Below are 15036 nucleotides of genomic sequence, written 5' to 3'. Positions count from 1 at the left end.
ATGAAAAAACTGATTATATTACTCTTGTCTGTGATGGTCGCTTTGCCGGCGTTGGCTTCCGAAGATGTGGCTAATGTCGAAAACATCACGCAGATCGCCAGTCTTATCCGTTGGAGTGGCGTTTTCTTCTCCGCCATCATCATTGCGGCAACGTGGTTGTTATTGAAGTTCATTAACTCACTGGTTGAAAGCTTTGGTAGCCAATTTGCACAGTATCGAATGTTGCTGCAAAAGCTACAGTCTTTCTTGCAGTTCTTTATCTATATGACCGCCGGTATGCTGGTCTTTATGATGAGTTTTCGGGTCAACGACCAAATCCTAACCCTAATAGGTGGTACCCTTGCGGTCTCTGTTGGTTTTGCTCTGAAAGACCTTGCGGCATCGTTTATCGCAGGTATGACCGTAATGGTAGATCGTCCCTTTCAAGTAGGTGACCGTGTCACGTTTGAGGGTAATTATGGGGATATTATTGCTATTGGTTTGCGCTCTGTTCGCATGCGTACACTCACTGATGACATCATCACCATTCCAAACAACAAATTCCTTAATGAAGTTACCGTAAGCGGCAACTATGGTGCATTGGATATGCAGGTGGTGATTCCGTTTTATGTTGGGATGGATGAAGATATCACGCTTGCTCGTGATTTGATCCAAGAAGCTGCCTCTTCTAGCCGCTATATCCACCTACCGAAGCCTGTGACTGTTTTAGTAAAGCAGACCATCACGGATAACTACCTTGCTATTCAATTAACATGTAAGGCTTACGTGGTGGATACTGCGTACGAGAAGCTGTTTGAAACCGACATTACCCTTCGAGTAATGAAAGAGTTTAAGAAGCACGGTATTAACCCACCTAAGATTGCGGTGCATGCTGGATAATCAAAAGGCCTCCCAAATGGAGGCCTTTTTTACAACGTTATGTTACTTAGCTGCTTGTTTAGTTGCGCAATTATTTAGTTGAAACCAACACATCTAATTCCGCTTTCTTAGGTAAATAAATACTAAAGCGACTGCCTTTTCCGAGCTCAGACTCCGCGACCAACTCGCCGCCAGTTTGGCTAAGCAAACTTTGAGAAACAGAAAGCCCTAGTCCAGTTCCTTCACGCTTTGTCGTATAAAATGGAGAGAAGATACGGCTTAAGTTCTCTGGCTTGATACCGCAACCTTCATCTTCTACGTGGATTACAGTACCTTTTTCTAGGCCATCTTCTACCCAGTCTTCACTGCGAATTGTAAGTCTGCCAGCCCCTTGCATTGCATGGATTCCATTCATTTGTAGGTTAACTAAAATTTGCAGAAGATGGTGGCGATTAAATTCAACGGGCGTATGGGCGTTAAGCTCAGAAACAAACTCGATGTTGCGTCTCTTTGCTCCTGTTTTGACCAAGGTAATACTTTCTTCGATGATTGGGTTAACGTGTTGCCAGGTGACTTCATCTTGCACGCCACCTTGGCGGCTATATTGTAAAAGGCTTCGGGTAATATTCCGGATACGGTCAATCTGGGCCAAAATTGCGTGGATTTCATCTTTCACTCGAGAAGAATCGTCCCCTAATTCGAATTCCATTAACTCCACGTTACCTAGGATCACTGCAGTTGGGTTATTGATTTCATGAGCGATACCTGCTGTTAACTCACCTAGCGCCGCGAGTTTTTCGTTCACAACCAACTTATCTCGAGTTTGGTTGAGTAGCTGAATATGCAGCTCCAGTTCTGCAGTTTTTTCTTCTAAACTCGCAGTACGATGCTTCACTTTTTGTTCTAGCTCTTCAGCCGCATACTTCAGCTCGTTTTTTCGTTGCCGCAATAAATCCAACATGTTGTCGAACTGTCTCGCTAGTTGGGCCAACTCGTGTTTTTCGTCTAGGCCAAGTGGACCAATACGCGTTTCTTTACCTAACTGGATCATTTTGACGACGCGGTAGATGTGCTCAATTGGATTAAACAAGTCACGTGAGCCACGATAAACCATCACACCTGAAACCAATAAGAGAACCAAGGTGGTGATACTGATCTCAACGATGTTTGTCAAATACGCTTTAAGGAATGGCCACATTAAATAACCGGTATACAGCATGCCAATGACATTATCGTATTGATCACGAATTGGTTGATATGCCGTGATATACCAAGCGTCATAAACATAGGCTCGGTTGACCCACTCTTTGCCCTCACCTAAAACCGCACGATTGACTTCGCTCGACACACGGGTACCGATCGCTCGGCCAAGTCGCCCTTCACTGTCTAGCGGTACGTTCGTACTGACGCGAAGATCATCAAGAAAAAGTGTCAATGTACCGATTGGACGCAAGCTATCTTGCGTTGATGGATAGATGAGGTCTCGGATCTGATCTACAAGCACAGTGCTGTTATTTAGCAACAATCCGCCATCGAGAAAGCCGATGAGCTCATGCTCATCATTTCGAACCGGAATGACAGTGCGACTAATCAATCCACGACCTTCCACACGATTACTATTCAAAATTGGAATTTGGGCTTTTTTTGCCAGTTCAGCATCCAACCTATTGAGGTCATTTGGATCAAGTACATCAAAAAATGATTCTTTATGGGTTAGATCCATAAACCTGAATTTTTCTTCAATGGTATCGACACGATGAAACTTTAGAAAATCAAGTTTGTAATGATGCTTCTGTTCAGAAACCCAAGCGATAAATTCTGGATTGATCTTATCCGACTTCACTCTTACCCGAAAATCATAAGACTGAGAGAATGCCTGCACATGATTAGCTTGTTTTTGCTGCAAAAGTTCAATGCTGTTATTTGCTACGCCAAGACGTTCAGACACATCGATCAATGCACTTTGCCAAGTGTAATGAACAGACCAATATATCGTGATACCAATCAGCGCAAGTAAAGTCAGAAAGATGGGAGCGGATGTCAAAAACAACAACCGATAACGCACCATGGTTTTAAATCGGTAACGCCATTTACGTATCAATCCCTTTTCAGTCGGCATGATCCGACTCCTCTGAATCCCACTCTTTGTATTTACGTTCTAACGTTTTTCGTGCGACACCAAGATCACGAGCTGCCGCTGACTTATTACCATCATGGTGTTCGACAAGTTGTTGAATGTGCGATTTTTCAACTTCTTTTAACGTCCAGCTGTTTGGATAACCATCACCAAAGTCTTTTCTATTTCCTTCCGGTAAATCCGGCAGTTGGGCTCCGCTTGAAACCGTCATTGAAATGTGTGCTGGTGGAATATCGCCTTGTAGTTCACGCCAATAATGAGCCGGCGGTTTACCCAATAAAATACAGCGCTCAATTAAGTTCTTTAACTCTCGAATATTACCCGGCCAATCGTAATCATTCATTGCCACAATATCTTCATGTGCCCATTTTAAATCGGGCATTCCCAACTCTTTGGTGAGCATTCGGGTGAAAAATGGCACCAGTTCAATTAAGTCATTTTTACGTTCTCGAAGTGGTGAAACATCTATCTTCAATACGTTGAGACGATAGAACAGATCCTCACGGAAGTTTCCTTTTTCCACCTCTTCTTTCAAGTTACGGTTGGTCGCTGCTACTACACGTACATCAATACTGATCTCTTTTTCACTACCTACAGGTCGGATCGTGCGTTGCTCCAACACTCTTAGTAATGATGATTGCATTGCTAGAGGCATCTCACCGATTTCATCTAAAAATAAGGTGCCACCATTTGCGACTCGAAAAAGGCCTTCGCGATTTTTCTTGGCGCCAGTAAACGCCCCTGAGGTATGACCAAATAATTCACTTTCCAATAGCTCTGGAGCAATGGCGCCACAGTTAAGTGGTACGAATGGCCCACTTCTCTGGCTCGCTTCATGCACACCACGAGCCACCAATTCCTTGCCTGTTCCAGATTCACCTTCAATAAGAACGGACGCTCTTGAAGGCGCAAATTGGTTGATCATTAATTTGAGCTGTTTTGTTTTCTCTGAGCCACCGACAATTTCGGTGGTGATATGGCGTTCGAAGTCATGTTTTAACGCATATTGATGGCGCTCATTCAAACGCTTATCCATGCATCGTTGAACGGCTTGCAACATCTGCTCGAGATTGAAAGGCTTTAAGATGAAGTCTGTAGCGCCCAGCTTCAATGCTGAGATCGCAGTTTCTAAGTCTGCGTATCCGGTCATAAAAATAACGTCAGCACGCTTGTCTTCGTCATTAAACGCTTCTTCCCACTCGATACCTGAGCGTCCCGGCAAATTGATATCGAGAATAATCAAGTCATAGTGATTTTTGATGCGTAGGATTTCAGCGTCTTCGATACTTCCAGCGCTATCGACTTTCGAGAACCATTTGCTGAGCGCTTTTTTTAAAATAGCTTGCATGCCAGCTTCATCGTCAACAATTAGGACAGAAAAAGCCTGAAATTGATTTTGTTTCGCGGAGTCAAAGGTTGGAGACATACTGTTCAATCATTATTTGTTATATATGGGACAGAGTGTACCAAGAATCTAGGGATTACTCTGGATTAAGTTGAGACATTTTGTCCCCCGTCAAGTGTTGAGTTCGTAACTTATTGATTTAACAGTTTAAAGATAACTGAAAAACTTGGCACTTTGCTTGCTATGTATTCATCCGGATTTATAAAGCTCGGATTATTACGAGCTAACATGATAAAAATGGAACCATCGCATTATGAAATCAATGACTTTAACGTTGGCCACTGCGTCACTGGCTTTAATCAGTTACTCCGCAAGTTCTGCAGAAGGTAATGAACACATTCGTTTAGCCACCACAACCAGCACTTATCATTCCGGATTACTTGACTACCTACTGCCTAAGTTTGAGCAAGACACGGGATATAAAGTGGATGTCATTGCAGCTGGTACCGGTAAGTCATTAAAAATGGGTGAAAACGGTGACGTTGATCTAGTGATGACACACGCTCCTAAAGCTGAAGCAACCTTTGTTCATAATGGCTACGGCGTATTGCCTCGTAAACTGATGTACAATGACTTTGTTATTGTAGGCCCTGATTCTGATCCGGCTAAAATTGCGAACCAAAAAGATGTTGCGACAGTATTCAAGAATATCGCGAACAGTAACGTGACGTTTGTGTCGCGTGGGGATGATTCTGGAACGCACAAGAAAGAAAAAGGCATTTGGGAACAAAGCAAAATTGAAGCGAATTTCGGTGGCTACCGTAGCGTCGGTCAAGGTATGGGCCCAACATTGAATATGGCGTCAGAAATGCAAGGCTACACCATGACGGACCGAGGCACTTGGTTAGCGTACAATAATAAATTAGATTTAAAGATCCTATTCCAAGGCGACAAACAGCTATTCAACCCTTATCAAGTAATTCTTGTTAACCCTGAACGCTACCCAACAATTAATTATCAAGGCGCTAAAGTCTTTAGCGACTGGCTAGTTAATCCGAAGGGGCAAAAATTGATCAATGAGTTCAAGTTGAATGGCAAACAATTGTTTGTTGCCAATGCAAATGAGAAATAACACTCTATGAGCCTTTGGCAAACAACACTTGAAGCACTCACGCTATTGGTGAGTTTTGATAATGAGCTATGGGAGATCGTTGCGGTCTCCTTTAGCGTCTCTTTGTCTGCCATTTCAGTAGTGCTGCTTCCGGCTGTTTTATTTTCCTTCACCCTTGCCTACACCGAATTTAAAGGGAAATGGTTATTGCTGTCACTGGTAAATACCCTTCAAGCAATTCCCACGGTAGTGATTGGCCTGTTGCTCTACATGTTATTGTCCCGTTCTGGCCCATTAGGTGATTGGCAAATGCTGTTTACCCAAAAGGCGATGATCTTAGGCCAAATGCTTGTTGCTTTTCCGGTTTTGGTGTCGATGATGCACGGTGCACTACAATCAAGCGATCGCCGTGCGGTGGAAACCGCAATCACATTGGGCGTTTCAATGCCACGCGTTGCGTTAACCATGATTTGGGAAACCCGGTTCCCCTTACTTGCCGCAACGATCGCTGCTTTTTCGCGCATAGTGACCGAAGTGGGTTGTTCAATGATGGTTGGCGGTAACATTATGGGAGTCACCCGAAACATTCCGACCGCAATCGCAATGGAGAGCCACAAAGGCGCTTTCGCCCAAGGTGTTGCTCTTGGCATTGTGTTGCTCACGTTGGCACTTCTATTGAATTTTTTCCTTACCAGCATGCGTGGTAAAGGTTACTTGAGAGCGTAAGGCGTGTTTTATGACAATTAAAATTTCAGCACAACAACTGTCGATGCGTTTTAAAGAACGAGTATTGTTCCATATTCCGGAGCTTTCTATTGGCCCAAATGACGCTATCTATCTAAAAGGTGACAATGGCGTTGGCAAAACTACGTTGCTCAAGATTCTTTCTGGCTTATTAAAGCCATCAACAGGCAAAGTCGTCGCACCTTCAGACACTCTGATCCAACGCCTTTTTTCTAAAGGTGGACGTAAAGATGTCGTGTATCTACACCAGTCCCCTTACCTCTTTGATGGTAGCGTTTATCAAAATGTGGTTTACGGCATTCGTTATCAAACTGATTCTGCAAAAGACAAGCGAGCTCAAGTTATTACCGCGTTGCGAATGGTAGGGTTAGAAACACTGGCAGATGAACATATCTCAGTGCTTTCTGGTGGTGAGAAACAACGTGTAGCGATGGCTCGAGCTTGGATACTTAAACCTTCTATCTTATTGATGGATGAACCAAGCGCTTCATTGGATCAAGAATCGATTCAACGACTGGTTATCATGGCTAAAGATTTACTCGCTAGAGGCTCAAGTATCGTAATCACGAGTCATCAGAAAAATGCGCTTACCGATTTATGCCACAAACAATGGTGGATAAAAGATATGACTTTGGTAGAGTCTCCGCTGTTACAAATCATAAGCGATAAAAAAGAGAACACGTATGCTACTTCCAACGCAAACTAGTTGGGTTATTTTGGCTGGCGGGCAAGCCAGCAGAATGGGCGGTAAAGATAAAGGTTTGATTGAACTAAACAACACCCCGCTTATTGAACATGTCTTAGCAAAACTGTCTCCTCAAACAGAGAATATTCTGATCAATGCCAATCGAAATCAGGAATTGTACCAACAATATGCTCCGGTCTTTTCTGACGAGTTTCGTGACTACCCGGGGCCATTAGGTGGCATCCATGCTGGATTGCTCAACGCTTCGACCGACTGGGTTGGCTTTGTTCCTTGCGATAGCCCGCAGATAAGTAACAACCTAGTCTCTCGATTTTGTGAACAGGTAAAGCCTAATAGTGATATCTTGGTTGCTCATGATGGTGAATATCAACAGCCGGTCTTCACCTTATATCACAAACGTGTGCTCCCAAAACTCGAAGCATTTCTTAAGCGTGGTGATAGAAAGATCATTTTGCTCTATAAAGAATGTGTAACGAGTTACGTTGACTTCAGTGACACCCCTGAGTGTTTTGTTAATTTAAACACGCCAGAAGAACTCGCCCAATTTGGAACATTAGAAGTATGAAACACATCATCAACCTCCCAATTCTCGGCTTCGCCGCTTATTCTGGTACCGGAAAAACCACCCTGTTGGAAGCCTTGTTACCGAAGCTAACAGCTGCTGGCCTACGCATTGGTATGTTAAAGCATGCTCACCATAATTTTGATGTTGATAAACCGGGCAAAGATAGTCACCGTCTTAGAAAAGCTGGTGCATCTCAAATGCTGATTTCTTCACGAAATCGCTACGCTTTAATGACTGAAACACCTGAATCAGAATCTGAGTTCGAATATTTGTTGAGCCGATTTGATGCTTCTAAGCTGGACGTTATCCTTGTCGAAGGCTGTAAAAACATCGCCTTCCCTAAAATTGAATTACACCGCGATGCTGTTGGGAAACCATGGCTTTACCCGAATGATGAGAATATCATCGCGATCGCAGCCGATTCACATGTCGCAGATTCTTCATTGCCTCAACTGCACATTAACGATCTGGATGAAATCTCAACTTTCGTTCAGCAATACGTGAAGAACTTTGCTCAACCAGAAGCTAGTGTTAAGCCTGAAAGCGCTTGTTGCGACACCTTATCCCCTGCATTTTTATCTGTATCTCAAGGCCAACAGAAAATTCTTTCTCTCGTGGATTCAGTGGTTGAACTTGAATCGGTGAGTACAGAGCACCTGTACAATCGTGTATTGGCAACGGATATTCACTCTCCTGTTAATGTGCCTCAATATACCAATTCAGCGATGGATGGGTATGCAATACGAGGTGATGACGTAGAACGAAATGAATATCAGGTAGTTGCTGAAGTGCTCGCCGGACATGCATACGATCAACCTTTACAGAAAGGCCAAGCCGTTAAAATTATGACGGGCGCGCCAACGCCTGAATTTGCAGACACGGTTATTATGAGAGAGCAATCCTCGCAAAATGGTGACATTGTCACCTTTGGCGAGGCATCGATTAAAGTAGGTCAAAATGTTCGCCAAGCTGGCGAAGATCTCGCTTTGGGTCAATCGGTATTTTCTTCTGGGTGCCGCCTTTCTTCACCAGAGATGGGGATGCTGGCTTCTCTTGGCTTTGGTGATGTTGAAGTTTATCGTCAACTGAAAGTAGCGGTATTCTCGACAGGAGATGAAGTTCAAGCACCTGGTTGTGAACAAAAACCGAACTCGATTTATGACTCCAACCGATTCACCATTATTGGATTACTTGAAAAGCTAGGATGCGAGATCCTTGATTTTGGTATCTTAGAAGATAATGAAGAATTGATGGTGAAAGCGCTTGAGGATGCGTCTACTCAAGCTGATGTCGTGATCACTTCCGGCGGCGTTTCTGTGGGTGACGCTGACTACATTAAGCTTGCGTTGGATCGCTTAGGACAAATTGATTTCTGGCGTATCAATATGCGCCCAGGAAGGCCCCTAGCCTTTGGTCAGATCAATGGTAAACCTTTCTTTGGGCTACCGGGCAATCCGGTTGCAGTTATGGTTTCCTTTATTAACTTTGTCGAACCAGCACTTCGAAAAATGCAAGGTGAAACAAACTGGAAGCCGTTAAAGGTCAATGCCGTTGCCGAAGAAAATCTACGCTCAAGACAGGGGCGTACCGAATTTAGCCGGGGTATCTATCAGCTCGATAATATGGGTCGATTAACAGTAAAAACGACGGGTAAACAAGGTTCAGGCATCTTGCGTTCGATGAGTGAAGCGAACTGCTTGATTGAAATATCTCCTGAAGTCGACACAGTAAAAGTGGGCGAAAGCGTGACAATTATCCCACTTCAAGGCAGAATCTAACCCGATTGAGGATTACTATGGCCAGCACCTCAATGCTGGCCTTTTTTATTACAGTGAGAATTATGGCTCGTACGATTATTTATACCTACAAAGGTGTTGAGAAGACCCTAACTTTTTCTTACCAACAGTTTCGTAATATCCACGAAGCCGTTGCGGATGCAGAAGGCATCGATATTAGTGATTTTCTAAAGATGGAACAGCAGATCGAAGCCATTTCGGATACAAAAGCGGTTCGAAATTATCGTGACAACCATTTCAACAAACTGGGTTTCGGTAAGATCACGTTACAACAAAAAGAAAACCGTGGCGTTGGTAAAAAATAGACGCTAAGAAACGCAAAAAGGGCTTGCTGAATGCAAGCCCTTTTTATTGTCGGTACGATGCAATCTTAGTCTTTAATATTTAAGAATGCAGCGCCACGAACACCACCAGAATCACCGTGTTTTGCTTTAACGATCTTTGGCGCTTTCGCGACAGAAAGCAGATGTTTTGGAATGCGTTTTGGCATTTCTTCGTAGATAAGTTCGAAGTTAGATAAACCACCACCAAGCACAACAACGTGTGGATCATTCGCAGTGAAGATGTTCGCAAAGCAAATGGCTAACAACTCCATGAAACGTTCGACATGCTCAACCGCTTTAGCTTCCCCTTCTGCATTAGCTTTGATGATATCAATCGCTTTCTTCTTTTCGCCGTAGTAATGCTCGTACAGCAACTCAAAACCACGACCTGAGAGGTAATTATCAATACAGCCTTTGTTGCTACAACCACAATCCAGTAATGGCGCGTTTTCGCCCAAATGGAACCACGCATCGATAGGTAGGCGCATGTGACCAAGCTCACCAGCAACGTTGTTACGACCTGAGAAAACTTTACCTTCATAAACCAAGCCGCCACCAAAGCCAGTACCCAAAATCAGGCCCATGACAGATTGTTCGTCTTTTAGCTCATCATCCCACGCTTCAGAAAGTGCAAAGCAGTTGGCATCATTTTCAATTTTAACGCGACGGCCAATTTTTGCTTCTAGGTCTGCACGTAGTGGCTTTCCTTTTGCTGCAGGTACGTTTACGGTCAGTACTGTCGCATCATCCGCATCTTCCATACCTGGTAGACCAAGGCCAATTGTGCCTTCACACCCAAACTCTTGATCGTACTTAGCAACCAGTCCTGCGATTGTTTCTAACAGCTGTGGATAGTCTTCTGTTGGTGTTGGTACACGCTCTGTTGCTACACGCTCCAGTTTTTCGTTAAACGCACCAAATTCAATTTTGGTACCACCAACATCAAAGCCGTAATACATGCCTACTCTCCCGGAAAATTATTCAATAAATTTCAAATCCTAATCTAGTAGGCATTATCCATATTGAACTGTCTACAATCCGTGACATAACACAGATTTATCTCGTATTTAGTGCTAAGTGGTTAAGTCGCCAGCAATCTTTGCTTGATTGTTAGAAGGAGTTCGCGTTTTCTCTCGCTGCGAGATAGCGATTTAGGGCTGGTTTGGTCAAATCAGGTTTTATGCGAGTTTTACTCAATAAATAGCTTTCCCGAAAAGTTTCAAACCACAGTTCTAATGTTGAAGCTGCATGAGCCTCTCCTAATTGTTTAAGTACCAAAGAAGCCACTTCTGCGGTAGATAAGTGATTTTCGTTTTCTGACTTACGCATCATGTATTGTGATATTGATTGTGGCGTGATCGAAATCACCGGTAGAGATGCCAAATAGGCTGACTTTCTGTAAATACGTCTTGCTTCTCGCCAACTGCCATCCAATAAAATCAATAGAGGTTTTCGCCCTTGCTCAACCGTGATGGGGTTGTGAGTCAGCAATCTTTGCTTGTCATCTATGTAGTCTTCAGGAAAAACCAGCATCGGTGCGTAATTCTCATTAGTCAATAAGCTCAGCATATCCGCATTTGGTTCAGTACGGCTCCACTGATAAACGTAACTCTCTTTCACCACATCGGCGATTAGTCTACCGGTATTACTTGGTTTGAAGACCTCGTTCTCGGAAACAATCAACATAACAGCCACACTGGTTTCAATATCTGGCTGGATGGAGCATAAACAGTGTTCTAATGAAACCTGACAGTAACCACACCTTTCAACTTTGCAGCCTCGTGCATTAAATGGTTTGGTTGAAAGTGATAAACGGTGTTGGTAAAGATGGTGGAAAGCGTGGATTCTCATAACACTACTTAATGGCTGGAAAACGAACGCGATTGTACTTACAGTGGCTAGAGTTGCAACAGCGAACGGTATTAAAAGATGCAAAACCCTGAACTCATAAGGTTAAGCTTTTTTCTCGCGCTATTTTTTCTTTGTGCTATTTGGGAATGGTGCTGCCCAAGAAAGCAACTTACACAAAGTAAAATGAATCGCTGGCTAAATAACATGGGACTTGTCGGCTTAAACTCTCTATGTTTGACGCTGCTGATGCCACTGTTAGCGTTCGAGGCGGCAAGTAATGCCAGCCAAAACCAACTTGGGTTATTTAACTATGTAGTGCTTCCACTATGGCTTGAAGTTGTGTTGGCGGTTGTCTTACTGGACTTTGCCATTTATCTACAGCACCTTGTTTTTCATCGGGTTCCAATATTATGGCGTCTCCACCGCATGCACCATGCAGACCAGGATATCGATGTGACAACGGGAACTCGTTTTCATCCGATAGAAATCCTTATCTCGATGTGGATCAAAATTGGTTTGGTGGTTGCGCTTGGGATTTCCCCTCTTGCTGTGGTGATATTTGAAATTGTGCTTAACGGTAGTGCGATGTTTAATCACAGTAATGCGAAGCTTTCAGTTAAAGTAGATAGAGTATTGAGAACGGTAGTCGTAACACCTGACATGCATCGAGTCCACCACTCTGTCATTACGCGTGAGACACATTCGAACTTTGGCTTTTTCTTATCAGTTTGGGACCGATGGCTTGGCACTTATATTGCTCAACCAAAAGAAGGCCATAAGAAAGTGAAAATCGGCATTCCTCTTTTTCAAACAGCACGCGAGCAATGGCTCGACAAAATGCTAACTCAACCGTTTCGTAATCAATAATCATGAAGATCATTAATAGATTTGAAATTTTATGTATTTGATCTTTATGGTCTTTGTCGCATCTATCAGAAACTATGTATCAAAACGGAAACGAAGTTAAAAGCGTGAGCTCGGCACATGACACTATACGAATATCACATTATGGTTAACGACTACTTGAGTAATTATTATTTGTCATAAAAGCTTGGGTTCGAAAATAAAAATTAAATAGCTTGATAAGCACAGACTGCCAGTTAGATGAAGAAAAATAGATTGAGAATTACCTGCCTTTTTTTATTAGGCACGCTTGCCGGTTGTAGCAGTATTAGCTCAGATGAGCAGGCAAATACGAAAAGTCCTGAGGAAATGCTCGCTCATTTCCAGCAGGCAAGATCACCTTTACCCCAAGATCAAAGCATAACCAGTAGCTTTCTTCACTTTTTTAAAGGTTGGGAAGGTGTTCCTTACCGCTTCGGGGGAGAAAACAAACGCGGCATTGACTGCTCTGCGTTCGTTCAGCAAGCCTATCGTGAAACGATGAACATGTCTTTACCAAGGACGACCTACTCTCAAGTGAAAGTCGGTAAACAACTAAATTACGATAATGTGAGAAGTGGCGATTTGGTTTTTTTCAGAACATCACGCACAGATCGCCATGTCGGAGTTTATCTCGGCGATAAGCAGTTTATGCACGTGTCTACATCGAAAGGAGTGATAATTTCTAGGTTGGACAACCCATACTGGGCTTCAAAATTCTGGCAGTTTAGGCGGGTAATGATGCACCCGCCTCTCGCTGATTAATCGTATTTCGCGACTGCAGTATCAAATAGATTTTTAACTAAAGCGATATATTCATCTAAGAAAACGATTTGTTCATTCGTAGCGGGCTTACCCCATACGCCCGCTAGCACTTCCCCCAAATCCTCAACAACAGAATCCGCTTCTTTCAGCAATTGAAAACGCACGCTGGAGTGCAGTTCCGGATTTTGTTCAAAAATTGCCATGATGTTACTGGCTACCATATCCGTAACTACGTCTTCGACACTTTCTTTACCTGTGTCGCTATCGTCCGCTGCAAACACATCAAGATTGAAAGCTAAATGCTCAATAAGTGCAAGATAGCCATCTGTTTCTACAACCACAGTACCTCTCCATCGAAATTCTGGTTCTTTATTATTACGTCTTCATTAATACTAAGACATATAAAGAAGTTTTCACAAGCAAAGCGAAACGAGTTGTTGTGAATTTCGCCTGTTCGCCACAAATTTGAGTATTTAATGTCCAATATATCAGTTAAACAAATCGTTTGAGGTAAGCAAGATCAACCTTCATGCTTTTTTCTTAGAAAATTGGCGCCGGACCTATTCAATCACGAGCAACTTTTCGTCAATTACTTGAAATCTTTGCACTATACTCCAGAAATCTCTAAATACTTGTCCTACACTAAACACTGTGTCGATTACGGTGACAGGGTGAACTATGTGGCAAGCTATCTCTAAGCAGCTTTCAGAAACACTAATGTTTTCATTCGATATTACTGAGAAGGTCAAGGTACATGGCGGTGATATAAGCAACTGCTATATGATCAGTGATGGCGAGCAACGTTATTTTATCAAGATTAATGAGCGCGACTTTATTTCACGATTTGAAGCTGAAGCCGAGTGCATTAAAGCGTTAAGAAAAAGCTCAACCGTATCCCTTCCCGAACTTGTTCATGTGGGCAAGTCTAAAGAACATTCATTTCTTATTCTCAACTACCTTCCAACAAAGCCAATGGATGATCCAAAACAAAGCTATTTATTTGGTCAACAGTTGGCAAACCTGCATGCTTGGGGTGAGCAGAAAGAGTATGGTTTCGACTTTGATAACTATCTCGGTTCCACACTTCAACCTAATAAGTGGGACAAGAAATGGTCACGCTTTTTTGCAGAGCAGCGTATTGGCTGGCAACTGCAACTGATGCGAGAGAAAGGTATTGAGCTGGTTGATATCAGCGACTTCACGCGCTTAGTTCAAGATCGCTTACAATCGCACACTCCCCGCCCTTCACTGCTTCATGGCGATCTATGGAATGGCAATGTCGCTTGTTCTGCTTTTGGCCCCATTTGTTATGATCCAGCCAGTTATTGGGGAGATAGAGAGTGTGATATTGCGATGACTGAACTATTTCAAGGTTTTCTTCCTGAATTCTACCAAGGCTACCAAAGTATCTTGCCACTAGATTCGAGCTATGAAGAAAGAAAGGACATTTATAATCTTTACCATGTCTTAAACCACTACAATTTGTTTGGTGGGCATTATCTTGATATGGCAGAACGTGCAGTGAATAAGATTTTGACGATTTGAAACGTCTTAAAAGTTAGAGTGTGTTTGTTTTTTATTCATCTTATTTATACTTTGTTTCATATTAAAAACGGGCTTAATAAGAAGCCCGTTTTTTTATGTTTACAGTCAAACTTTATACTTAATTCACAACCATTAGTAACTTCGCAATTTATGATTGAAGTATCTCATCAAGGACGTAAGGAGAGAGATATGCGAAATTACACAGAGAAAATGGTGACTTGCCCACATTGTGGACATTCTATTGGGATCACTCTCGACGCCTCAAACGGTAGCCAAGAGTTTTATGATGATTGCCCTGCTTGCTGTAACGCTATTCATCTTAATATGACGGTCAATGAGCAGATGGATTCCATTGAACTTTATATCGATGCAGATGATGAACAAATCTTCTAACGTCCATGTTTGCAG

The 15036-nt window shown here is 42.9% G+C and carries 16 protein-coding genes; 11 read left to right on the top strand and 5 right to left on the bottom strand.

The features are described from left to right. Complete coding sequence (locus ACQEXS_RS14855; RefSeq protein ID WP_427014360.1) at positions 1-879, top strand: mechanosensitive ion channel family protein; 879 nt, start codon at positions 1-3, stop codon at positions 877-879. Positions 880-949: 70 nt separating this feature from the next. On the opposite strand, the gene ACQEXS_RS14850 is transcribed toward ACQEXS_RS14855, so the two are convergent. Continuing rightward, on the bottom strand, positions 950-2977 hold the full coding sequence (locus ACQEXS_RS14850; RefSeq protein ID WP_427014359.1) for a sensor histidine kinase: 2028 nt from the start codon (positions 2975-2977) through the stop codon (positions 950-952). Further along, positions 2967-4421, bottom strand: a complete 1455-nt coding sequence (locus tag ACQEXS_RS14845) for a sigma-54-dependent transcriptional regulator (RefSeq protein WP_427014358.1) — start codon at positions 4419-4421, stop codon at positions 2967-2969. The genes ACQEXS_RS14850 and ACQEXS_RS14845 overlap by 11 nt, the downstream gene beginning before the upstream one ends. A gap of 232 nt (positions 4422-4653) precedes the next feature. Here ACQEXS_RS14845 and ACQEXS_RS14840 point away from each other — a divergent pair, with 232 nt between their 5' ends. The 6 genes from ACQEXS_RS14840 (at position 4654) to ACQEXS_RS14815 (ending at position 9567) form a co-directional block, all read left to right on the top strand. Further along, positions 4654-5472, top strand: coding sequence for a substrate-binding domain-containing protein (locus ACQEXS_RS14840; RefSeq protein ID WP_427014357.1), 819 nt, complete (start codon positions 4654-4656; stop codon positions 5470-5472). A 6-nt stretch (positions 5473-5478) separates the two neighbouring features. Beyond that, positions 5479-6177, top strand: coding sequence for an ABC transporter permease (locus tag ACQEXS_RS14835; RefSeq protein ID WP_367989108.1), 699 nt, complete (start codon positions 5479-5481; stop codon positions 6175-6177). 10 nt (positions 6178-6187) lie between these two features. Next, positions 6188-6901, top strand: coding sequence for an energy-coupling factor ABC transporter ATP-binding protein (locus tag ACQEXS_RS14830; protein ID WP_427011206.1), 714 nt, complete (start codon positions 6188-6190; stop codon positions 6899-6901). Beyond that, a complete protein-coding gene (gene mobA / locus ACQEXS_RS14825) occupies positions 6879-7466 on the top strand; it encodes a molybdenum cofactor guanylyltransferase MobA (RefSeq protein WP_427014356.1) in 588 nt (195 codons plus the stop codon). Before ACQEXS_RS14830 ends, mobA begins: the two co-directional genes overlap by 23 nt. Next, positions 7463-9244, top strand: coding sequence for a bifunctional molybdopterin-guanine dinucleotide biosynthesis adaptor protein MobB/molybdopterin molybdotransferase MoeA (locus ACQEXS_RS14820; RefSeq protein ID WP_427014355.1), 1782 nt, complete (start codon positions 7463-7465; stop codon positions 9242-9244). Before mobA ends, ACQEXS_RS14820 begins: the two co-directional genes overlap by 4 nt. 62 nt (positions 9245-9306) lie before the next feature. Further along, positions 9307-9567, top strand: a complete 261-nt coding sequence (locus ACQEXS_RS14815) for a DUF2960 family protein (protein WP_367989104.1) — start codon at positions 9307-9309, stop codon at positions 9565-9567. Positions 9568-9632: 65 nt separating this feature from the next. Here ACQEXS_RS14815 and nagK read toward each other — a convergent pair whose 3' ends face one another. Then, positions 9633-10544 carry an N-acetylglucosamine kinase gene (gene nagK, locus ACQEXS_RS14810; RefSeq protein ID WP_367989103.1) on the bottom strand — a complete coding sequence of 304 codons (912 nt, stop codon included), beginning with the start codon at positions 10542-10544 and terminating at the stop codon, positions 9633-9635. Between the two features lie 151 nt (positions 10545-10695). Continuing rightward, positions 10696-11436: a tRNA-uridine aminocarboxypropyltransferase gene (locus ACQEXS_RS14805; RefSeq protein ID WP_427014354.1), complete on the bottom strand. Its 741-nt coding sequence runs from the start codon at positions 11434-11436 to the stop codon at positions 10696-10698. Positions 11437-11514: 78 nt separating this feature from the next. Between ACQEXS_RS14805 and ACQEXS_RS14800 the strand changes: the two genes are divergently transcribed. Together ACQEXS_RS14800 and ACQEXS_RS14795 are read left to right on the top strand one after the other, a co-directional pair. Then, on the top strand, positions 11515-12303 hold the full coding sequence (locus tag ACQEXS_RS14800) for a sterol desaturase family protein (protein ID WP_427014353.1): 789 nt from the start codon (positions 11515-11517) through the stop codon (positions 12301-12303). Between the two features lie 237 nt (positions 12304-12540). Continuing rightward, positions 12541-13083 carry an NlpC/P60 family protein gene (locus ACQEXS_RS14795; protein ID WP_367989100.1) on the top strand — a complete coding sequence of 181 codons (543 nt, stop codon included), beginning with the start codon at positions 12541-12543 and terminating at the stop codon, positions 13081-13083. Here the strand turns inward: ACQEXS_RS14795 and ACQEXS_RS14790 are convergent. Next, a complete protein-coding gene (locus ACQEXS_RS14790; RefSeq protein ID WP_367989099.1) occupies positions 13080-13424 on the bottom strand; it encodes a DUF3802 family protein in 345 nt (114 codons plus the stop codon). The genes ACQEXS_RS14795 and ACQEXS_RS14790 overlap by 4 nt on opposite strands. Before the next feature lie 337 nt (positions 13425-13761). Between ACQEXS_RS14790 and ACQEXS_RS14785 the strand changes: the two genes are divergently transcribed. After that, positions 13762-14628 (top strand): fructosamine kinase family protein, encoded by an 867-nt coding sequence (locus tag ACQEXS_RS14785; RefSeq protein WP_367989098.1) that lies wholly within the window; start codon positions 13762-13764, stop codon positions 14626-14628. 189 nt (positions 14629-14817) lie between these two features. Next, entirely contained in the window at positions 14818-15021 is a 204-nt protein-coding gene (locus tag ACQEXS_RS14780; RefSeq protein WP_367989097.1) for a CPXCG motif-containing cysteine-rich protein, read from the top strand. The last annotated feature ends 15 nt before the right edge of the window (positions 15022-15036 follow it).

The organism is Vibrio sp. TRT 17S01 (assembly GCF_050113695.1).
GTDB lineage: Bacteria > Pseudomonadota > Gammaproteobacteria > Enterobacterales > Vibrionaceae > Vibrio.
Note: the sequence above shows the minus strand (reverse complement) of the source record. Positions and strands in the feature narration are given on the sequence as shown.